The organism is Streptomyces sp. NPDC007189 (assembly GCF_040703635.1).
In the GTDB taxonomy this organism is placed as follows: domain Bacteria; phylum Actinomycetota; class Actinomycetes; order Streptomycetales; family Streptomycetaceae; genus Streptomyces.
Genome location: NZ_JBEYEY010000004.1, coordinates 215007 through 234886 on the forward strand (window position 1 = coordinate 215007; position 19880 = coordinate 234886).

General features: G+C 72.4%; 19 protein-coding genes. 6 read left to right on the forward strand and 13 right to left on the reverse strand.

All coding sequences use genetic code 11. From position 1 onward, the window contains the following. Window positions 1–63: 63 nt before the first annotated feature. On the forward strand, window positions 64–858 hold the full coding sequence (locus tag AB0950_RS10125) for a metal-dependent hydrolase (RefSeq protein ID WP_360146542.1): 795 nt from the start codon (window positions 64–66) through the stop codon (window positions 856–858). A gap of 35 nt (window positions 859–893) precedes the next feature. On the opposite strand, the gene AB0950_RS10130 is transcribed toward AB0950_RS10125, so the two are convergent. The 4 genes from AB0950_RS10130 to AB0950_RS10145 form a co-directional block, all read right to left on the reverse strand. After that, window positions 894–1157, reverse strand: coding sequence for a type B 50S ribosomal protein L31 (locus tag AB0950_RS10130; RefSeq protein ID WP_360146539.1), 264 nt, complete (start codon window positions 1155–1157; stop codon window positions 894–896). A 42-nt stretch (window positions 1158–1199) separates the two neighbouring features. After that, a complete protein-coding gene (locus AB0950_RS10135; protein ID WP_360146536.1) occupies window positions 1200–1673 on the reverse strand; it encodes a DUF5709 domain-containing protein in 474 nt (157 codons plus the stop codon). A 549-nt stretch (window positions 1674–2222) separates the two neighbouring features. Then, window positions 2223–4004: an ABC transporter ATP-binding protein gene (locus AB0950_RS10140; protein ID WP_360146533.1), complete on the reverse strand. Its 1782-nt coding sequence runs from the start codon at window positions 4002–4004 to the stop codon at window positions 2223–2225. Next, window positions 4001–5806 (reverse strand): ABC transporter ATP-binding protein, encoded by a 1806-nt coding sequence (locus AB0950_RS10145; RefSeq protein ID WP_366778276.1) that lies wholly within the window; start codon window positions 5804–5806, stop codon window positions 4001–4003. The genes AB0950_RS10140 and AB0950_RS10145 overlap by 4 nt, the downstream gene beginning before the upstream one ends. A 335-nt stretch (window positions 5807–6141) precedes the next feature. Here AB0950_RS10145 and AB0950_RS10150 point away from each other — a divergent pair, with 335 nt between their 5' ends. Both AB0950_RS10150 and AB0950_RS10155 read left to right on the forward strand, forming a co-directional pair. Next, window positions 6142–6900, forward strand: coding sequence for a L,D-transpeptidase family protein (locus tag AB0950_RS10150; protein ID WP_360574990.1), 759 nt, complete (start codon window positions 6142–6144; stop codon window positions 6898–6900). Between the two features lie 127 nt (window positions 6901–7027). After that, window positions 7028–8635 (forward strand): peptide-N4-asparagine amidase, encoded by a 1608-nt coding sequence (locus AB0950_RS10155; RefSeq protein WP_366778277.1) that lies wholly within the window; start codon window positions 7028–7030, stop codon window positions 8633–8635. A 120-nt stretch (window positions 8636–8755) separates the two neighbouring features. Here the strand turns inward: AB0950_RS10155 and AB0950_RS10160 are convergent, their stop codons facing one another. Beyond that, on the reverse strand, window positions 8756–9205 hold the full coding sequence (locus tag AB0950_RS10160) for a MarR family transcriptional regulator (protein ID WP_366778278.1): 450 nt from the start codon (window positions 9203–9205) through the stop codon (window positions 8756–8758). Between the two features lie 113 nt (window positions 9206–9318). On the opposite strand from AB0950_RS10160, the gene AB0950_RS10165 reads away from it, so the two are divergent. Together AB0950_RS10165 and mltG are read left to right on the forward strand one after the other, a co-directional pair. Then, window positions 9319–11127 (forward strand): ABC transporter ATP-binding protein, encoded by a 1809-nt coding sequence (locus tag AB0950_RS10165; RefSeq protein WP_360146518.1) that lies wholly within the window; start codon window positions 9319–9321, stop codon window positions 11125–11127. A 105-nt stretch (window positions 11128–11232) separates the two neighbouring features. Then, a complete protein-coding gene (gene mltG / locus AB0950_RS10170; protein WP_366778279.1) occupies window positions 11233–12117 on the forward strand; it encodes an endolytic transglycosylase MltG in 885 nt (294 codons plus the stop codon). Window positions 12118–12129: 12 nt separating this feature from the next. Here mltG and AB0950_RS10175 read toward each other — a convergent pair whose 3' ends face one another. From AB0950_RS10175 to AB0950_RS10200, 6 genes are all read right to left on the reverse strand, one after another. Next, window positions 12130–13209: an NAD(P)-binding domain-containing protein gene (locus AB0950_RS10175; RefSeq protein ID WP_360146512.1), complete on the reverse strand. Its 1080-nt coding sequence runs from the start codon at window positions 13207–13209 to the stop codon at window positions 12130–12132. A gap of 319 nt (window positions 13210–13528) precedes the next feature. Continuing rightward, window positions 13529–14695: an LLM class flavin-dependent oxidoreductase gene (locus tag AB0950_RS10180; protein ID WP_360574986.1), complete on the reverse strand. Its 1167-nt coding sequence runs from the start codon at window positions 14693–14695 to the stop codon at window positions 13529–13531. A gap of 46 nt (window positions 14696–14741) precedes the next feature. After that, a complete protein-coding gene (locus AB0950_RS10185) occupies window positions 14742–15767 on the reverse strand; it encodes an ABC transporter substrate-binding protein (RefSeq protein WP_360574985.1) in 1026 nt (341 codons plus the stop codon). Window positions 15768–15801: 34 nt separating this feature from the next. Continuing rightward, on the reverse strand, window positions 15802–16539 hold the full coding sequence (locus AB0950_RS10190; RefSeq protein ID WP_360146503.1) for an ABC transporter ATP-binding protein: 738 nt from the start codon (window positions 16537–16539) through the stop codon (window positions 15802–15804). After that, window positions 16512–17444, reverse strand: a complete 933-nt coding sequence (locus AB0950_RS10195; RefSeq protein ID WP_366778280.1) for an ABC transporter permease — start codon at window positions 17442–17444, stop codon at window positions 16512–16514. The genes AB0950_RS10190 and AB0950_RS10195 overlap by 28 nt, the downstream gene beginning before the upstream one ends. A gap of 149 nt (window positions 17445–17593) precedes the next feature. Beyond that, window positions 17594–17677: a putative leader peptide gene (locus AB0950_RS10200; protein WP_360147178.1), complete on the reverse strand. Its 84-nt coding sequence runs from the start codon at window positions 17675–17677 to the stop codon at window positions 17594–17596. A gap of 123 nt (window positions 17678–17800) precedes the next feature. Between AB0950_RS10200 and AB0950_RS10205 the strand changes: the two genes are divergently transcribed. After that, window positions 17801–18223, forward strand: a complete 423-nt coding sequence (locus AB0950_RS10205; protein ID WP_360146497.1) for a secondary thiamine-phosphate synthase enzyme YjbQ — start codon at window positions 17801–17803, stop codon at window positions 18221–18223. A gap of 185 nt (window positions 18224–18408) precedes the next feature. On the opposite strand, the gene AB0950_RS10210 is transcribed toward AB0950_RS10205, so the two are convergent. Both AB0950_RS10210 and AB0950_RS10215 read right to left on the reverse strand, forming a co-directional pair. After that, window positions 18409–19200 carry a LuxR C-terminal-related transcriptional regulator gene (locus AB0950_RS10210; RefSeq protein WP_360574983.1) on the reverse strand — a complete coding sequence of 264 codons (792 nt, stop codon included), beginning with the start codon at window positions 19198–19200 and terminating at the stop codon, window positions 18409–18411. A gap of 275 nt (window positions 19201–19475) precedes the next feature. Further along, entirely contained in the window at window positions 19476–19877 is a 402-nt protein-coding gene (locus AB0950_RS10215; protein WP_360574982.1) for a DUF5997 family protein, read from the reverse strand. Between the last annotated feature and the right edge of the window lie 3 nt (window positions 19878–19880).

The following is a 19880-nucleotide window of genomic DNA, read 5'->3' on the forward strand; positions in this document are numbered from 1 at the left end:
CGCAAGGTCAGCGCACCAGGTCAACTGGACAGCGGTACACGAGGAATGGGGCGGAAAGCGGCCATGATGGGACCAGCACACTCACTGTCGGGGGCCGCGGCCTGGCTCGGGGTCGGAGCGGCCGCCGCCGCGGCCGGGCATGCGATGCCCTGGCCGGTCCTCCTGGCCGGCGCCCTGATCTGTGCCGGTGCCGCGCTCGCCCCGGACCTCGACCACAAGGCGGCCACGATCTCCCGTGCCTTCGGGCCGCTCTCCCGCTGGATCTGCGAGATCGTGGACAAACTGTCGTACGGCGTCTACAAGGCGACCCGGATGAAGGGCGACCCGCGTCGCTCCGGAGGGCACCGCACGCTGACGCACACCTGGGTGTGGGCGGTGCTGATCGGCGCCGGCTGCTCGGCGCTGGCGATCGCGGGGGGCCGGTGGGCGGTGCTGGCGATCCTGTTCGTGCACATGGTGCTGGCGATCGAGGGCCTGCTGTGGCGGGCGGCGCGCGGCTCCAGCAGCGACGTCCTGGTCTGGCTGCTGGCGGCGGCCACCGCGTGGATCCTCGCGGGCGTCCTGGACAAGCCGGGCAACGGCTCCGACTGGCTGTTCACCGCGCCGGGCCAGGAGTACCTGTGGCTGGGGCTGCCGATCGTGCTCGGCGCGCTGGTGCACGACATCGGGGACGCGCTGACGGTCTCGGGCTGCCCGATCCTGTGGCCCATCCCCCTGGGCCGCAAGCGCTGGTACCCCGTCGGCCCGCCGAAGGTCATGCGCTTCCGCGCCGGGAGCTGGGTGGAGCTGAAGGTGCTGATGCCCGTGTTCATGCTGCTCGGCGGGGTGGGCTGCGCGGCGGCGCTCAACGTGATCTGAGGCGCCCGTGCCGGAGCGGCCGGCCGGGCGGCGGATCAGGTGGCCTCGCCGGTCTCGGCTCCGCCGTACCGGCGCTCGAAGCGGGCGATACGGCCCTCGGTGTCGACCGTGCGGGCCTTGCCGGTGTAGAACGGGTGGCTCTCCGAGGAGATCTCCACGTCGATCACCGGGTAGCTCTGGCCGTCGTCCCACTCGATGGTCTGCTCGCTCTGCGCGGTGGACCGGGTCAGGAACGCGTAGCCGGCGGCGCGGTCACGGAAGACCACGGGGTGGTAGTCGGGGTGCTTGTCCTGCTGCATGGCGGCTCCTGGTGCGGGGCGTGCGGGCAGGGGCAGTGCGGATCAGCCGGGCAGGGAGTCCTCGTCGACGACGTGCATCGCGGCCTCCTCGGCGGAGGCGGCGGCGCCGTCGATGCCGACGTCGGTGGCGACGAGGGCGGGTTCCTCGTCCTCGTGCGCTCCCTCGTCCGGGGCCACCAGCCGGCCGGAGCGGCGGTTGCCGACCTCGTTGTCGAGCAGTTCCCCGTCGGTGTCGTGGTCGCCGATGTCGTCACCGTCAGGGGCGACCGAATCGGGCAGTTCCTCCGCGAGTCGCTGGTCGAGGGTCTCGCCCGCCTGGCGCTCGGCCGCCGTCACCCCGACGTGGTTCACCGCCCAAGGACGCTCGGGAGGGGACCAGCCGCGGTCGAGCGGCTCCTCGACGCCGTCGAAGTCCAGTGTGTCCTCGACGTCGAGCACACCCGTGTCCTCCCGGACCTCCATGGGATCGGGATCGGGCTGGTAGACGTCGTCCCCCCAGCCGTCGACGCTGTCCACGAGTACCTCCAGGTGGTGAGGACGGCCGTGCGCCACCGTAAGCGGCGGTGGGTCGCCGGCACGCGTGGCCCGGATGTCACACGCCGCCAACCGGGCGGCTGCGGGGCGTTCCCCAAGCCTGTGCCGTTCTCCAGACTTCCACCCCTGGTCGGGACCGCGCAACGGCACGAGCGCGGGTCACCGCCGGGGCCGGGGCACCGGCACGAGCGTGGGTCACTACCTGGGCCAGGACACCGGCACCGCTGCGGGCCTCACAGGCGCCCGCGGGCCATGGCCTGGCTGCCAGAAGCACCGGCGGACGCGCCTGCGTGCTCGCCGGGCGCGGTGCGTCTTCCCCGTCTTCCCGCAGCGCCGCCAGATCTGGCTTCCCGGCCGGGGCGCGCGGCCCGTCTGCCCGCGGCGCCGGCAGGTCCGGCCTCAGCCCCGCTGCCGGGAGCGTCGGCAGGCCCCGCCGAGAACGCCCACCCCGTGACCGGCCCGGATGCCGGTGGCCGGTGTGAGCGGGCGGTGCGGCGCCTCCGTGCCGGTCGTCCAGACCACGCCGGAGCTTCAGCCGTGCCAGGACCGCCACAGCGCGGCGTACGCGCCGTCCGCCGCGACCAGCTCCTCATGGCTGCCCAGCTCACTGATGCGGCCGCTTTCCACGACGGCGATCACGTCGGCGTCGTGCGCGGTGTGCAGGCGGTGGGCGATGGCGACCACGGTGCGGCCGTCCAGGACGCGGGCAAGGGAGCGTTCCAGGTGCCGGGCCGCGCGCGGGTCGAGAAGCGAGGTCGCCTCGTCGAGGACCAGCGTGTGCGGATCGGCGAGGACCAGCCGGGCCAGCGCGATCTGCTGGGCCTGCGCCGGGGTCAGCGCCAGCCCCCCGGAGCCGACCTCGGTGTCCAGGCCGTCGTCCAGGGCCCGCGCCCAGCCGTCCGCGTCGACCGCGTCCAGCGCTGCCCACAGCTCGCCGTCCGAGGCTGCGGTGCGGGCCAGCAGCAGGTTGTCACGCAGGGAGCCGACGAAGACATGGTGTTCCTGGTTGACCAGGGCGACGTGCGAGCGGACGCGTTCCGCCGGCATCAGGGACAGCTCCGCGCCGCCCAGGGTGATCCGGCCGTCGCGGGGTGCGTAGATCCCGGCGAGCAGCCTGCCCAGGGTGGACTTGCCCGCGCCAGAGGGGCCGACCAGTGCCAGCCGGGTGCCCGGGGCCACCTCCAGGGACACCGTGCGGAGCACGTCGACGCCCTCCCGGTAGCCGAAGCGCACCCGGTCGGCGTGCACGTCCCGCCCGTCCGGCGCCAGCGAGGCGTCCCCGGCGTCGGGCTCGATCTCCCGCACACCGACCAGGCGGGCCAGCGACACCTGGGCCACCTGCACCTCGTCGTACCAGCGCAGGATCAGGTTCACCGGGTCGACGAGCATCTGCGCGATGAGCGCGCCCGTGGTCAGCTGCCCGACCCCGATCCAGCCGCGCAGGACGAACACGCCGCCGACCATGAGGACCGAACCGAGCACGATGACGTGGACGGCGTTGATGACCGGGAAGAGCACGGACCGCAGCCAGAGCGTGTACCGCTCCCATGCGGTCCACTCCTTGATCCGCCGCTCGGAGAGGGTGACCCGCCGGTCCCCGAGCCGGTGTGCCTCGATGGTGTGGCCCGCGTCCACCGTCTCGGCGAGCGCGGCGGCGACGGCGGCGTACCCGGCGGCCTCGGAGCGGTAGGCCGAGGGCGCCCGCTTGAAGTACCAGCGGCACCCGGCCACCAGCACCGGCACGGCGAGCAGCACGGCGGCCGCCAGCGGGGGCGCCGTGACGACGAGCCCGCCGAGCAGCAGCAGAGCCCACACCACCCCGATGGCCAGCTGCGGCACGGCCTCACGCATCGCGTTGCCGAGGCGGTCGATGTCGGTGGTGATGCGGGAGAGCAGATCGCCGGTGCCGGCCCGTTCCAGCACGCCCGGCGGCAGTCCGACCGACCGCACCAGGAAGTCCTCGCGCAGGTCGGCCAGCATCCGCTCGCCGAGCATCGCGCCGCGCAGCCGCACCTGCCGGGTGAATACGGCCTGCACGGCCAGCGCGAGCACGAACAGGCCTGCGGTCAGGCCCAGATGAAGCTCCCGCGACCGGTCGGACACCCGCTCGACCAGGCCGCCGAGCAGGTACGGACCCACCATGGAGGCGATCACGGCGACCGTGTTGACGCCGATGAGCAGCAGGAACGCCCGGCGGTGCCGGCGGAACAGCTCGGCGACATAGGCGCGCACGGTCGCGGCCTTGCCGACGGGCAGGGTGGCGGCGGTCGTCGGGGCCGCCGGGTCGTACGCCGGTGGCGCAACGCCGATCATGCGCGCTCCTCCATCGCTTCGAGTTCCTGGCGGGCGCCCACCAGGGCGCTCTCGTCCGCCGCGGCCAGTTCGTCGTCCGTCTCCCGGGTGACCACGGCCCGGTACCGCGGTTCGCTGTCGAGCAGTTCGCGGTGCGCGCCGACCGCCACCGCCTCGCCGCCGTGGACCAGGACGACGCGGTCCGCGCGGTCGAGCAGCAGAGGCGAGGAGGTGAACACCACGGTCGTACGCCCCGAGCGCACCTGGCGCAGTCCGTCCGCGATCCGTGCCTCGGTGTGCGAGTCGACCGCGGAGGTCGGCTCGTCCAGCACCAGCACCCCGGGATCCGTGACCAGTGACCGGGCCAGCGCGAGTCGCTGCCGCTGCCCGCCGGACAGGGAGCGCCCGCGCTCGGTGATATGGGCGTCCATCGGGCCGGCGGCGGCCGGTGCTCCCTGGACGAGCGCCTCCAGGACGTCGTCGCACTGCGCCGCGGCCAGCGCGTCCGTGGCGCGCACGGATCCCGAGGAGGGCACGTCGAGCAGGTCGCGCAGCGTGCCGGACAGCAGGACCGGGTCCTTGTCCTGGACCAGGACGGCGGTGCGGGCGCTGTCCAGGGGGAGTTCGTCCAGGGCGACTCCGCCGAGCAGCACCGAACGGCCCGGCTCGGTCGGGTGGCCGCCCAGCCGCTCCGCGAGCCTGCCCGCGGCGTCCGGATCACCGCAGACCACGGCGGTGAGACGGCCGGCCGGCGCGAGCAGACCGGTGACGGGGTCGTACAGGTCGCCGCCCGGCACCTCCGCCTCGCGGGTGCCCGTCGTGGCCGTGGACCGCTGCAGTGACAGCACGCGGGCCGCCCGTTTGGCCGAGGGGCGGGAGAAGGAGTAGGCCATCGCGATCTCTTCGAAGTGGCGCAGCGGATAGTTCAGCACCATCACCGCGCTGTAGACGGTGACGAGTTCGCCGACGGTGATCCGGCCCTGGCGGGCCAGCTGGATGCCGTGCCAGACGACGGCGATGAGCAGCAGCCCGGGCAGCAGCACCTGGACGGCGGAGATCAGCGACCACATCCGGGCGCTGCGCACCGCGGCGTGCCGCACCTCCTGCGAGGCGCGGCGGTAGCGGTCGAGGAACAGTTCCTCGCCGCCGATGCCGCGCAGCACGCGCAGCCCGGCGACCGTGTCCGAGGCCAGCTCGGTGGCCCGGCCCGCCTTCTCGCGCTGCACGTCGGCGCGGCGCGTGGCCCGGGGCAGCAGCGGCAGCACCGCGAGCGCCACGACGGGCAGTCCGACGGCGACGACGATCCCCAGGGCGGGCTGGTAGACGAGCAGTCCGACGCCGACCACGACGACCGTCAGGGCGGCCGCGGTGAACCGGGAGACCGCCTCGACGAACCAGCCGATCTTCTCGACGTCGCCGGTGGAGACCGCCACCACCTCGCCCGCGGCGACCCGCCGGGTCAGGGCGGAGCCCAGCTCGGCGGCCTTGCGGGCCAGCAACTGCTGGACGCGGGCGGCCGCCGTGATCCAGTTGGTCACGGCGGCCCGGTGCAGGAAGGTGTCGCCGAGGGCGATGCCCGTGCCGCACAGCAGCATCAGACCACCCGTCAGGGCGAGCCGGGTGCCGGAGCGGTCGACGACCGCCTGGACGGCGAGGCCGACACAGAAGGGCAGGGCCGAGACGGAGACGAAGTGCAGCAGGCCCCAGGCGAGCGACTTCAGCTGTCCGCCCAGCTGGTTCCGCCAGAGCCACCACAGGAACCGGGGGCCCGAACGTGCGTCCGGGACGCCCGGATCGGAGTACGGAAGGTCTTGAATCTGCATGGCGTCCCAGTGGCTCGTGTCAGGGAGGGAAGAGGGAGGAGAGGGAAGGTGAGCGAGAGCGGGAGGGGAAGGGGAAGGGGAGGAGAGGCGGCGAGAAGCGGTGACAGGCCGTGAAAGGTTCGCCTCGCCGGGTGGTGAATTTCAAACGGTTTTCCCGGCGGCGGCCGAAGTCCACCGGCCACCGACCACCGGTCACCGTCTCCGGCGCCGTCGCGGATGCGTCGGCCGGGCGGCCCCGGTCAGCTGTCCGGCCGGTCGACCGCGCGCATGACGGCCGTCACCCGAATGTCTGGAAGATCGCACTATCGTCCGGTACGTGATGCGAGGATGGCCGGGTGAAGATCCACGGCGTGCGGCGAATGACGGTTGCGGTGACGGCTCTTGGGGCTCTGCTGGCCACTGTGTCGGCGTGCGGCAGCCACGCGTCCGGACCGGCTCGCCCCGGTGGGGAGGGCCCGCGCGGCCAGGTCCCCCGGAGCCCGGCGGCGCCGACCGCGCCCACCACCGACCCGACGCGTATCCCGGGCATCGGTGACCGGCTGCTGCAGGACATCCCCCGTGACTCCGGCCAGGTCCTCGCGGTGTACGGCGAAGGCGAGGACGCGCCCGACTCCACCGCCGTGCTGTACACACGGGAGGGCACGCGGTGGCGGTCGGTGGCCCGATGGGCCGCGCACAATGGCCGGAACGGCTGGACCACGGACCATCATCTGGGTGACGAGCGCAGCCCCGTCGGCGTGTTCGGCCTCTCCGACGCCGGTGGCGTGCTCGCCGACCCCGGAACCAGGCTGCCGTACGACCAGGACGAGGAGGCCTACGCGCCGCCGAACGACTGGGACGAGGCGCATCAGCACGACTTCGACTACGTCATCGCCATCGACTACAACCGTGTCCCGGGCACCCCGCCGCACGACCCCACCCACCCCGAGGGCGACGACAAGGGCGGTGGCATCTGGCTGCACCTCGACCACGGGGACGGCACGTCCGCGTGCGTCAGCCTGTCCAAGGAGGCCATGGAGTTCCTGCTGCGCACCCTCGACCCGGCCCGGCATCCGGTGGCGGTGATGGGCGACCGGGCGGAACTGCGCGCCTGACGCACGGACACCTCCACTCCTGACGGAGCTTCCACGGCCGGACGCGCGCGGCCCGGCCGGCGCCGATCGCGCCCTTCTGCCGGAGGCGTCATTGCGGCCGGCCCCGACTCCCCGTAGAACACCGGCCATGAGAAGACGGATAGTCATGTCCATGCTCGCCGGGGCGACCCTCCTGGCAAGCGCGCTCTTCGGCACGGGAGCCGCGGCCCAAGCGGCCGAGGTCCCGGCCGAGTTCGGCACCGACTGGCACGATCCGGTCACGGCGGCGCCGCCCGTCGAGCGGCCGCACACCAAGTCCTGCCAGGTCACCCTCGCCGACGCCCAGTTCCGCGACTTCACGCCGTACCGTGGCGCGTACACCCCGCCCCAGGGCTGCGGCGACCGCTGGAGCAAGGTCGTGCTGCGACTCGACGGCAAGGTGAAGGGCCGTCAGTACGACCGCCTCGGCTATCTGCACGTGGGCGGGGCCGAGATCCTGCGCACCTCCACCCCGGAGCCCTCGCCCGACGGCATCGAGTGGCACGTCGAGAAGGACGTCACCCGCTACAGCGACACGTTCCGCAGCCCGCAGGACGTCGAGATGCTGATCGGCAACGTCGTCGACGACACCTACACCGGCGTGATCGACGTGCACGTCACCCTCACCTTCTACGCGGGCCGCCCCGCGGAGCGGACCCCCGACCGGGTGCTCACCCTCGCCGACACACCCGACGGTACGACCCTGACCACGCCGCGCAACAGCGAGCGGATCCTCGCCGAGGTCTACGCGACCGGATCCGGTGGCGGCTGCGAGGAGTTCTGGTATCTGACCGTGGCCGATCCGGCGTCGTACTCCTGCAAGGCCGATCACGGGCCCTACCGCGAGGTGCAGATCAAGGTCGACGGGCAACTCGCCGGGATCGCCGCGCCGTTCCCGAACGTGTGGACCGGCGGCTGGTCCGACCCGTTCCTCTGGTATGTGATCCCGGCGCCGGGCGCCTTCGACGTCCGGCCGATCACCTACGACCTCACGCCCTTCGCGGGCCTGCTCGACGACGGCCGCCCGCACCGCGTCGAGGTCTCCGTCGTCGGCGTGCCCGCGGGCCAGCCGGGATGGAGCGCGCCGGTGAACGTCCTGGTCTGGCAGGACTCCCACCGCGCACAGGTGACGGGAGCGCTGACCGAGGACAAGGCCACGGACATCGCCAACACCTCGACCTACACGCCCGGTTCTGAGAACCGTGTCGACACCCGGGCCGGACACCGGCTCACCGTCTCCGGATACCTCGACACCTCGCACGGCCGCGTGACCACCACCGTGACCCGGACGCTCGCCAACACCTCCGTCCACCGCTGGACCGACGGCGAGAACACGGACGGACTCGACGCGACCTGGACCGACGACCAGACGGTCGCCGTCCATGGAGACGGTCCCGCGCGGATGACGCACACCGACCGGACGTACACCATGAACGGCGCCACGACCATCGGCACGGACGACCGGCTGCGCACCGTGCTGACCCTCGGCGACCGAGCGTCGTTCGTGGAACTGCGGGACGGCCGGCGCACCGCGTGGTCGCGGCTCGACGACACCTACAGTGGCGACGCGGCCTACACGGTCAACGTCCCGCGCGACCAGCGGCACGCGGTCGGCACATCGAGCGAGCGTTACCGGCTGTACGGCTCCGACGGCTGCTACGACCGTTCGCTGACCACGGTTCAAGGAGTGCTGACGGAGGACCGCGAGCGCTGCTGAGTACGGTGCGTTCGGAGTGCGTGGCGCGCACTGCGATCGACACGGTCGTGACAAGGGTGCGCGAGTGCGTCGACCCACGCCGGCGGGCCGTGCACCGGGTGGTGCGCGGCCCGCCGTGGTTCAGCAGCTCTTTCCGCCGTCGCCTTCGATCAGGGTCTCCAGCAGGACGCCGAGCACCTGGCGCTCCTTCTCGGTCAGCGGCGCGAGGATCTCCTCGGCCGCCGAGCGGCGGGCGCCGCGCAGCTCGCGCAGGGTCGTACGGCCCTCGTCCGTCAGCTCGATGCGGGTCACCCGCCGGTTCGCCGGATCCGGTACCCGCCGTACCTTCCCGCTCGCCTCCAGCCCGTCGACCAGCGTCGTCACCGCTCGGGGCACCACTTCCAGGCGCTCGGCGAGATCGGTCATGCGCGGGGGCGAGGGGTAGTGGGCCAGGGTGCGCAGCAACCGGGACTGGGCCGGGGTGACACCCACGTCGTTCCGTTCCAGATGGCGTTTCTGGATGCGGTGCACCCGGCGGGTCAGCCGCAGCAACTGCTCGGCGAGCAGGCCGTCGGAATCTGGGGTGGTCATGCGGGAACAATATCAGGATGCCGTTCATTGTGAGTATAGGTAACAATGAGCTACGATCCGTTCGTCATCGTCGGCCGACCTCCGACCGGCGCCGTTCACCTCCGTAGGAGCCCATGCATCCCGACCGTGCCCCGTCCTGGACCCCGCCTGCCGACGCCAAGGAACAGCCCCGGCAGGTGCGCCGCATCCTGAAGCTCTTCCGTCCCTACCGCGGGCGGCTCGCGATCGTCGGCCTGCTGGTCGGCGCCTCCTCGCTGGTGTCGGTGGCCACGCCGTTCCTGCTCAAGGAGACCCTGGACGTCGCGATCCCGCACGGCCGCACCGGCCTGCTGAGCCTGCTCGCACTCGGCATGATTCTCAGCGCCGTCCTCTCCAGCGTCTTCGGCGTGCTCCAGACGCTGATCTCGACCACCGTCGGCCAGCGCGTCATGCACGACCTGCGCACCGCCGTCTACGGCCGGCTGCAGCGCATGTCGCTCGCGTTCTTCACGCGCACGCGCACCGGCGAGGTGCAGTCCCGGATCGCCAACGACATCGGTGGCATGCAGGCCACCGTCACCTCGACCGCCACCTCCCTGGTCTCCAATGCCACCAGCGTCGTCGCCACGATCGTCGCGATGGTCGCCCTCGACTGGCGGCTCACGATCGTCTCGCTGCTCCTGCTGCCGGTGTTCGTGTGGATCAGCCGCCGTGTCGGCAACGAACGCAAGAAGATCACCACGCAGCGGCAGAAGCAGATGGCCGCCATGGCGGCCACCGTCACCGAGTCGCTCTCGGTCAGCGGCATCCTGCTCGGCCGCACCATGGGCCGCTCCGACTCGCTCACCGCGTCCTTCGCCGAGGAGTCCGAGCGACTGGTCGACCTGGAAGTGAAGTCGAACATGGCCGGGCGCTGGCGCATGGCCGTGATCACCATCGTCATGGCCGCGATGCCCGCCGTCATCTACTGGACGGCGGGCCTGGCCCTCCAGTTCGGCGGCCCCAAGGTCTCGCTCGGCACCATCGTCGCCTTCGTCTCGCTTCAGCAGGGCCTGTTCCGCCCGGCCGTGAGCCTGCTCGCCACCGGGGTCCAGATCCAGACCTCCCTCGCGCTCTTCCAGCGCATCTTCGAGTATCTCGACCTGCCCATCGACATCACCGAGCGGGAACGGCCGGTCCACCTCGGCCAGGTCAAGGGCGAAGTCCGCTTCGAGAACGTCGAGTTCCGCTACGACAACGACGACACGGTCCGCCCCGTCCTCGACGGCATCGACGTCACCGTGCCCGCCGGCGGCAGCCTCGCCGTCGTCGGTCCGACCGGCGCCGGCAAGTCCACGCTCGGTTATCTCGTGCCCCGGCTCTACGACGTCACCGGCGGCCGCGTCACCCTGGACGGCGTCGACGTCCGGGACCTGGACTTCGACACCCTCGCCCGCGCGGTCGGCGTCGTCTCGCAGGAGACCTACCTCTTCCACGCCTCGGTCGCCGACAACCTCCGCTTCGCCAAGCCGGACGCCACCGACGACGAACTGCGGTCCGCGGCCAGAGCCGCGCAGATCCACGACCACATCGCCGCGCTGCCGGACGGCTATGACACGGTCGTCGGCGAACGCGGCCACCGTTTCTCCGGCGGTGAGAAGCAGCGCCTCGCGATCGCCCGCACGATCCTGCGCGATCCGCCGGTCCTCATCCTCGACGAGGCGACCAGCGCGCTCGACACCCGCACGGAGGCCGCCGTCCAGGAGGCGATCGACGCCCTGTCGGCCGACCGGACGACGATCACCATCGCCCATCGCCTGTCCACGATCCGCGACGCCGACCAGATCGTGGTCCTTGAGTCCGGACGCGTGGCCGAACGCGGCAGCCACGAGGAACTGCTGGAACGGGACGGGCGGTACGCCGCGCTGGTGCGCCGGGACGCACAACTGGAACCGGCGAGCTGAGCGCGAGCGGAGGGGTGTGCCGAGGGGGAACCGGCGAGCTGACGCTGCGGTGGGCAAGCTGAAGAGATGCCGGGATTGTGGCGATATGCGTATTACCGTTCCGGCATGCAGACGAAGATTCCGCCGCGGAGCAGGATCCGGCTGACAGGCCGGGGCAGGCTCGCCCTCGTCCTGGCCGGCGCCGTCGCGACCGGCACCGCCGTGGCGGTGCCGCTGCTGGCGCTGAACGGCGGATCCGGGCAGGCGCGGACCGCCACGCTCGTCGTTCCGGAGGGCTGGCGTGCCGGCCAGGTGTACGACGCGATCGACAGGGCCTTCGGACTGCCCGACGGAAGCACGCGCAGGTCCGTCGGAAGGGCCGGACTGAAGCTGCCGCGGGACGCCGCGGGCAACCCGGAGGGCTACCTCTTCCCGGCGACCTATCCCCTGCGGAAGGGAGCGACGCCCGAGTCCCTGCTGCGCTCCATGGTCGACACGGCGGAGGCCAAGTTCGACGTGGCGCCGGTCGCGGCCGGGGCGCAGCGCACCGCGATGCGGGTCTATCAGGTCGTCACCATCGCCAGCATCGTCCAGGCCGAGGCTGCGACCAAGGCGGACATGGGCAAGGTCGCCCGGGTCGTCCACAACCGGCTGGAGCGCGGGATGCCGCTGCAGATGGACTCGACGATCAACTACGCGCTGAGCCGCAGCACCCTCCGCACCAGCCAGGAGGACACCCGCATCGAGAACCCCTACAACTCCTATCAGCGCATGGGCCTTCCGCCCACACCGATCGACAATCCCGGGGAGCAGGCGATGCGCGCCGCGCTCGATCCGACGCCGGGCGACTGGCTGTACTTCGTCACGGTCAGGCCGGGAGACACCCGCTTCACCTCCGACTACGCGACGCACCTGCGCAACGTGGCGGAGTTCAACGCCCTCCACCGGCGCACGGGGCGGGACCGGGAACCGGGGCCGAGTCCGGTCGCGCCGCCGTCCTCGGCGGGCTGAGCGGGCGGGACGTCACGCGGCGACCGGTTGGTCCTGCGCCAGCAGCCGCCTGATGTCCCGGACGGCCGCGCGGCCGGCCCGGTTGGCGCCGATGGTGCTGGCCGACGGGCCGTAGCCGACGAGATGGACACGCGGGTCGGCCACGGTCCGGGTGCCCTCGACCCGAATACCGCCGCCCGGTTCCCGCAGCCGCAGCGGACGCAGATGGTCCAGTGCGGCCCGGAACCCGGTCGCCCAGAGGATGACGTCGGCGGTGACGTGCCGGCCGTCGTCCCATGCCACGCCGTCCGGAGTGATCCGGTCGAACATCGGCTGCCGGTCCAGGACACCGTCCGCGAGCCCCTGCCGGATGGCGTCGTTCAGGGGCAGCCCGGTGACCGAGACCACACTGCGCGGCGGAAGCCCCTGGCGCACCCGCTCCTCGACCAGCGCGACGGCCGCACGGCCCGCCTCCTGGTCGAACGGTCCCTCGCGGAACACCGGAGGCCGCCGGGTGACCCAGGTCGTGGTGGCCGCGTACGGGGCCAGCTCCAGCAGGTGCTGCGTGCCCGAGGCGCCGCCGCCCACGACGACGACCCGCTGGCCGGCGAACTCCTCCGGCCCGGCGTACTGCGCGGTGTGGAGCTGCCGCCCGCGGAAGGTCTCCTGACCGGGGTAACGCGGCCAGAACGGCCGGTCCCAGGTGCCGGTCGCGTTGATCAGCGCCCGCGTCGACCAGGCGCCGTCCGAGGTCTCCACGAGCAGCCGCCCCCCGGCTCCTTCGCGCACCGCCCGCACGTCCACGGGCCGGCGCACACGCAGGTCGAAGGTGCGCTCGTACCGGTCGAAGTACTCGCCGATCACCTCCGCCGAGGGCCGCGCGGGATCGGCGTCCGTCAGCTCCATTCCGGGCAGCGCGTGCATCCCGTGCACCTTGCCGTACGTCAGCGAGGGCCACCGGAACTGCCAGGCGCCGCCCGGTGCGGGGGAGTGATCGAGGACCACGAAGTCGCGACCCGGCTCGAAGCCGGCGCGCCGCAGATGAAAAGCGCTGGACAGCCCGGCCTGACCAGCACCGATGACGACGACCTCGACCTCACGCGATTCGTTCACCTTTCTACTAACCGGGACGCGGGCGTGGATCTTCCCGGGGGCCGGGGCCGGGGAGACGGTGGCCGGTGGCCGCGGGCTGGGGGCCGTGAGCCGCGGCCGGCAAGCCCGGGAGTGAGGAGTTGGAAGCGCAGAGCCAGGAGGTGGGAGCTTGGCAGCCCGCAGCCCGCAGCCCGCAGCCCGCAGCCCGCAGCCCGCAGCCCGCAGTCCGCAGTCCGCAGTCCGCAGCCCGCAGCCGGGAGCCGGGAGCCGGGAGCCGGGAGCCGGGAGCTGTGGCGTGGCTCGCGGGTTGTCCCGGAGCCCGGCACCCCGCCCACCCGGTTCAGCGTCCGCTGGATACCAGTAGCGGCGCTGCGCTCCCGCTTCCGTTCCCGGCCGCCGGGGTCGCCGTACGCTCCAGCAGGCCGCGGGCGGACAGCTCCGGGACGACGCCCTCGCCGAACCAGTACGCCTCCTCCAGATGGGGATATCCGGAGAGGACGAAGTGCTCGACGCCGAGGGCGTGGTACTCCTCGATGCGGTCGGCGACCTCGGCGTGGCTGCCGACCAGTGCGGTGCCGGCGCCGCCGCGGACCAGACCGACCCCTGCCCAGAGGTTGGGGTGGATCTCCAGCCGGTCCCGGGAGCCGCCGTGCAGCTCGAGCATCCGCCGCTGCCCCACCGACTCGCTGCGGCCGAGCGCGGCCTGCGCGGCGGCGATCGTGTCGGCGTCGAGATCGTCGAGCAGCCGGCCCGCCGTCGCCCAGGCCTCGGCCGAGGAGTCCCGGGAGATCGTGTGCAACCGGATCCCGAAGCGCACCGTGCGCCCCTCGCGCTCCGCGAGCGACCGGATCCAGTCGATCTTCTCCTTCACCTGGGCCGGCGGTTCGCCCCAGGTCAGATACACATCGGCGTGCCGGGCGGCCACCGGTCCGGCCGCCGCCGAGGAACCGCCGAAGAACAGCTGCGGCACCGGGTCGGGCGGCAGCGCGGTCAGTCCGCCCTCGACCTGGTAATGGGCGCCGTGGAAGTCGTACGGCTCCCCGCGCCACACCCCGCGCACGACGGACAGGAACTCGTCCGTGCGCGCGTACCGCTTGTCGTGGTCGAGATGGTCGCCGAAGCGCCGCTGCTCCGCGGAGTCGCCGCCGGTCACCACATTGAGCAGCAGCCGCCCGCGCGTCACCCGCTGGTAGGTGGCCGCCATCTGCGCGGCCAGCGTCGGCGAGATCAGCCCGGGCCGGAACGCCACCAGGAACTTCAGCCGCTCGGTGTGCTGCGCGAGGGCGGCCGTGGTCAGCCAGGCGTCCTCGCACCAGGTACCGGTCGGCGTCAGCACCGCCTCGAAGCCGAGCCGTTCGGCGGCCTTGGCGATCTGCGCGAGGTACGCGATGTCCGGGGCCCGTACCCCGGTCACCTTGCGTTTGTCGTTCGGGCCGTAGGCGTGGCGGTCCACCAGGGTGCGGCCGTCGCCTCCGGTGGGCAGGAACCAGTGCAGTCGTACGGTCATGCCGCTGTTCTCCTTTTCTCGGAGCGTGGTTCTCAGCGCTCGGTTCTCAGCCCTTGGCCGGGGTCGTCGACGGCGGCAGCCCGCCGTTGTACCGCGTGTCCACGAAGTCGCCGAAGTCCACCTTCTTCGGGATCAGCTTCAACCCGGCGAAGGCGTCGACGATCTGCTGCTCGGAGGAGACGAGCGGCTTGTCGACGGCGACGGCGACGCGGGTGGAGTTGGTGCGCCGCACGGAGGCGAGTGCCACGTCGTAGGGCAGCCCGGTGTCCTTCGCCCACACCTTGGCCCACGCCTGCTGATGGTCGTCGGCCCAGGCCGTCGCCCGCCGCAACCGGTCGAGGTAGTCCTTGACGGCGGCGGCCTTCTTGGGGTCCTTGAGGGCGGCCGGCGCGGCCACCTGGAAGGTGAGCCCGTTGGTGACACCCTCACCGGTGGTCAGGACGCGCCCCTGCTTCGCCTGGAGGATCTGCGAGGTGTACGGGTCCCACACCGCCCAGGCGTCGACCTTGCCGGAGGTGAACGCGGCGAGCGCGTCGGCCGGCTGGAGGTACTTGACGTGGACGTCCGACAGGGTCAGCCCGGCCGCCTTCAGGGACGCGACCAGCTGGTAGTGCGCCGACGAACCCTGGGCCACGGCGACGGATTTGCCCTTCAGCTGCTCCGTCCTGGTCAGCTTGGAGCCCTTCGGCACGAGGATCGTGTCGCCCCTGGAGGTGCCGTGCCAGGCCGCCACCACGGAGATCTTCGAGCCGGCCCCGGCCGCGAAGACGGGCGGGGTGTTGCCGACGCCGCCGATGTCGACGGCGCCCGCGTTGACGGCCTCCAGCAGGGGCGGCCCGGAGGTGAACGTCGACCACTTGATCTTGTAGTTCAGATTCTTCAGCTCACCGGCGGCACGCAGGATGGCCTCCGAACCGCCCTTCTGGTCACCGACGTTGAGTGTGACCGACCCCTTGCCGTCGGTGCCCGTGCCGGTGCCCGTGCTGGTGTCGGCGGCCGAGTTCCCGCCGCAGGCGGTGAGCAGGAGGGCGAGGGGGAGGAGCAGGGCGGCGGGGACGAGTCGTCGTCGCATGGCGGTTCCGTTCATGTGCGGGGGGCCAGGGGGGTCAGGCGGCTTCGGCGGCGGTGCTGACGCCGAGCCGTTCGAGCAGGCCGGCGCGGAGCTCGGCGAAGCGGGGGTCGGTGATCTCACGCGGCCGGTCGAGGTCGATGCGCTGTTCGTGGGCGATACGGCCGCCGTCCATCACCAGGACCCGGTCGGCGAGCAGCACGGCCTCCTCGACGTCGTGCGTGACCAGCAGCACCGCGCAGCCACGGCGCTGCCACAACTCCCCGACCAGTCGCTGCGCCTTGATCCGGGTGAGCGCGTCGAGGGCGCCGAACGGCTCGTCGAGCAGCAGCAGATCGGGCTCGCGCACCAGGGCGCGGGCGAGGGAGGCGCGCTGCGCCTCACCGCCGGAGAGGGTCTTCGGCCAGGCGTCCCTGCGGTGGCCGAGGCCGACCTCGTCCAACGCCCGTTCGGCGAGGGCGCGTTCCGGCTTGCCGGGCAGGCCGAGCAGCACGTTGCGCCACACCTTCTTCCAGGGCATGAGCCGGGGCGCCTGGAAGGCGACGGCCCTGCGGCGCGGGACCAGCGCGGTGCCCTGGATGTCGCGGTCGAGGCCGGCCAGGATGCGCAGCAGCGTCGACTTGCCGCAGCCGCTGCGGCCGAGCAGGGCGACGAACTCGCCCGGGGCGATGTCCAGTCGGAGGTCGTCGATGACGGTACGGCCGTCGAAGGCGCGGGTCAGTCCCTCGACGTGGACGGCGTGTTCGGTCACCGGCCGGTGAACGTCGGTCGCCATTGCAGCAGCAGCCTTTCGAGGGAGCGGACGATGAAGTCGGCGAGCAGGCCGAGGAAGGCGTAGACGATCAGGCAGACGACGATCACGTCGGTGCGCAGGAAGTCCCGGGCCTGCACCATCAGGAAGCCGATTCCGGCGTCGGCGTTGACCTGCTCGGCGAAGACCAGCGCGAGCCAGGCGATGCCGAGCGAGTAACGCAGTCCGGTGAGCGCGCCGGGCAGCGCGCCCGGCAGCACGACGTGCCGTATCAGACCCCACCGGGAGAGCCCCAACGACTCACCGGCCTCGATGAGTTGGGCGTCGACCCCGCGGATCCCGGCGTACACGTTGAGATAGAGCGGGAAGGTCACACCGAGCGTGATGATGGCGATCTTCGGGGCCTCGCCGATGCCGAACCAGATGATGAACAGCGGGATGAGACCGACGAACGGCACCGTCCGCAGCATCTGCACCGGCGCGTCCACCAGGTCCTCGCCGATCCGGAACAGCCCCGAGACCAGGGCGAGTCCGGTGCCGGTCACGGTGCCGAACAGCAGCCCGAACGCCACGCGCCGCAGCGAGGTCCCCATCGCCGACGGCAGCGAACCGTCGCTGACCAGATCCCAGCCGACCTGAGCGATCCTGCCCGGCGAGGCGAGCACGTCGGCGGTCAGGACGCCGGTGGCGCTGAGGAGTTGCCACAGGGCGAGGAGCAGGACCGGGCCCGCGGTACGGCGCAGCCAGCGGGGGACGCGCAGGCGCCGGGTGGAGGCGGGGACGACGGGCTGGAGATCGAGGGACTGGGTGTCGAGGGCCTTCGGGCCGGCGGAGGCGCCGTCGGATCGCTCTGATCCAGTGCCGTCAGGCTTGGATATACCGGAAATATCCGGCTCCGGAGAGCTGGGAGGGGCATGGCTGATGCTCATGGGTGCTCCACGGACGGGAGAACGGGAACGGGGAAGCGGGATCCGGCTCGCCCGCCGGCCCGAGACGCGTCATGCCCGCCTCGGAAAGAAGGCCGGGTCAGGGGGTCAGGGGTGGGGCAGCGGAGCCCGAAGAGAAGCGGAGAAAGGCGTCAGCGGCCGCTGCGACACGCGGCGGAGGCCACCCGCAGCAGGTCGATGTGACCGCGCGTGGTGAGCAGGGCTGAACGCAACATGCGGCAGAAAGTAGCCAGATGGTCGGGCCAGGGTCAACGGCGTCTCGCCTTGTGGACCGGCCGTCTCGTCGAACCGCCCGCGCCGCAGGGTGTGAAACCCGGCGTATGGGTCAGGATGGGGGCATGCCAGAAGCCTTCACCACTCGATTGCTGCACGTCACCACCGGTTCCCGGGAACGCGTGGTGGATCTCACCGCCGACTGCGAGGAGTTCCTGCGTGAGGCGGCGGCGGGCCGTGACGGTCTGCTCAGCATCTTCGTCCCGCACGCCACCGCCGGAATCGCCCTCATCGAGACGGGCGCCGGCAGCGACGACGACCTCCTCGCCGCCCTGCACACCCTGCTGCCCGCCGACGACCGCTGGCAGCACCGCCACGGCAGCCCCGGCCACGGCCGCGACCACGTCCTCCCGGCCATCGTCCCGCCCCACGCGACCCTCCCGGTGATCGGCGGCCGCCTGGAGCTGGGCACCTGGCAGTCGGTCTGCCTGGTCGACACCAACAAGGACAACACCGACCGCAAGGTACGGCTGAGCTTCCTGGGCTGATCGGGGTCGCGCCGGTGCGGTCGGGGCCGACGCCGACGGGCCGGTGCGGCGCAGACGGCCTTGTGTCATCAGCGTCCGTCCAAGGGCGCGCGTGACGCCGCTGTTCGGCGACTCACTGTCGGCGAAGGGAGCTTGGTGCAGGCCGCGTTGGGTCTCTCGCCGTGCGGGGGTCGGCCAGGCCGGGCTCAGGCCGACCCGGAAGACGGCACCAGACCGAGCTGCTGGGCCCTCAGTACGGTGCCCAGACGGTCGCGGGTGCCTAGCTTGCGGTAGATGTTCTCGACGTGCTTGTGCACGGTGCGGACGGAGATGCCGAGGCGGCGGCCGATCGCGTCGGCGGTGAGCGCCTCGCCGAGCAGCAGCAGGACGGTCGTCTCGCGGGGCGTCAGCGCGCAGTCCGCCGCCCGCTCGTCCGGCGCAGTGCCCCCGCCGAGCCGGCGCCGCCACTCCTGAAGCAGTTGCCGCTGCCGCTCGACGGCGGCCAGCAGCGGCTGCGCCCGCTCCGCCATCGCGAGATGGTCGTCGGTGAAGTCCGTGCCGGTGCGGTAGACCAGGCAGCCGGTGATCGGCGTGGTGCTCTCGGGGAGCGGCACGCCCAGCACATGGTCGACGCCGAGCGCCGCGTCGAGCAGGCGGGCCGTCGCGCTGTCGGGCCAGCCGCGCCCCGCCGCCCGCCGCGCGGTGACCGGCGTGCGGTCGGTTCCGCTCGCGTAGTGCTGGGCCAACGGGTAGCCCCCGCGCAGCAGGGCCAGGTCCGCTTCCCCGAGCCGCTCCAGCTCGGCGGCGACGGCGTCGGGCGCCGCACCGATCGTGCCCGTGTCCTCGCTCCAGTCGTCGAGTTTGTGGAGGACCGCCTCGCCGCCGCACAGGTCCGCCAGGGCGCCGGCGAGCATCGGCCACAGACGCGCGGGCTCCCGCTCGTGCAGCGCCGCCACCGCGACCGCCGTCATCCGTTCGTAGGCCCTCTCCAGCGCCACCTGTTCCTCTCCGGTCTCTCGCGGCGGCCCTTCTTCTCCATCCGCGTACGTACTTGTACGCATACTCTCCCGGCCCCCGGCCGGTGCACACTGCAACCCGACGGCACCGGCCTGCGGCGGACGGGAGTCCGGCGGGCCGCCGACGCGGGGGAGCGGCGGCCCGCCCGGTGCCGGGCAGGCCACCGACAACGCCCTCCGGGTAGCCGGAGGGCGTTGTGGAAAAACGGTTCTCGGGAGGCGATTCCCGGAAGGCCATTCCCGGAAGGCGAGGAAGGTCAGTCGCGGCGGGCGGCGCGCTCCTGCTTCTCCTTGTTCAGCTGCCTGATCCGCGCGGCCTCCTTGCGGACCTCGGCCTGGGTGGCGCGCTCCCTCTCCAGCCACTCGGGCCGCTCCTGCTTGAGCGCCTCGATCTGCTCGGTGGTCAGCGGCTCCGTCACGCCGCCCCGGGCGAGGCCGGCGATCGACACGCCGAGCTTCGCTGCGACCACCGGACGCGGGTGGGGGCCGTTGCGCCGCAGCTCGCTCAGCCACTCCGGCGGGTTCGCCTGCAGCTCGTTCAGCTCGGCGCGCGTGACGACGCCCTCCTGGAACGAGGCGGGGGTGGCGGGGAGGTACACACCCAGCTTCTTCGCCGCGGTCGCGGGCTTCATCGTCTGGGTGCTCTGCTGCGAACTCATGAG

Bases quoted from the DNA above. Each gene is read 5' to 3' on its own strand.
- AB0950_RS10215 (WP_360574982.1), bottom strand. From the start codon at position 19,877: ATGAGTTCGCAGCAGAGCACCCAGACGATGAAGCCCGCGACCGCGGCG.
- AB0950_RS10160 (WP_366778278.1), bottom strand. From the start codon at position 9,205: ATGACCACCCCAGATTCCGACGGCCTGCTCGCCGAGCAGTTGCTGCGG.
- AB0950_RS10145 (WP_366778276.1), bottom strand. From the start codon at position 5,806: ATGCAGATTCAAGACCTTCCGTACTCCGATCCGGGCGTCCCGGACGCA.
- mltG (WP_366778279.1), top strand. From the start codon at position 11,233: ATGCAGACGAAGATTCCGCCGCGGAGCAGGATCCGGCTGACAGGCCGG.
- AB0950_RS10195 (WP_366778280.1), bottom strand. From the start codon at position 17,444: ATGAGCATCAGCCATGCCCCTCCCAGCTCTCCGGAGCCGGATATTTCC.
- AB0950_RS10130 (WP_360146539.1), bottom strand. From the start codon at position 1,157: ATGCAGCAGGACAAGCACCCCGACTACCACCCCGTGGTCTTCCGTGAC.
- AB0950_RS10155 (WP_366778277.1), top strand. From the start codon at position 7,028: ATGAGAAGACGGATAGTCATGTCCATGCTCGCCGGGGCGACCCTCCTG.
- AB0950_RS10180 (WP_360574986.1), bottom strand. From the start codon at position 14,695: ATGACCGTACGACTGCACTGGTTCCTGCCCACCGGAGGCGACGGCCGC.
- AB0950_RS10165 (WP_360146518.1), top strand. From the start codon at position 9,319: ATGCATCCCGACCGTGCCCCGTCCTGGACCCCGCCTGCCGACGCCAAG.
- AB0950_RS10190 (WP_360146503.1), bottom strand. From the start codon at position 16,539: ATGGCGACCGACGTTCACCGGCCGGTGACCGAACACGCCGTCCACGTC.
- AB0950_RS10140 (WP_360146533.1), bottom strand. From the start codon at position 4,004: ATGATCGGCGTTGCGCCACCGGCGTACGACCCGGCGGCCCCGACGACC.
- AB0950_RS10200 (WP_360147178.1), bottom strand. From the start codon at position 17,677: ATGTTGCGTTCAGCCCTGCTCACCACGCGCGGTCACATCGACCTGCTG.
- AB0950_RS10125 (WP_360146542.1), top strand. From the start codon at position 64: ATGATGGGACCAGCACACTCACTGTCGGGGGCCGCGGCCTGGCTCGGG.
- AB0950_RS10185 (WP_360574985.1), bottom strand. From the start codon at position 15,767: ATGCGACGACGACTCGTCCCCGCCGCCCTGCTCCTCCCCCTCGCCCTC.
- AB0950_RS10205 (WP_360146497.1), top strand. From the start codon at position 17,801: ATGCCAGAAGCCTTCACCACTCGATTGCTGCACGTCACCACCGGTTCC.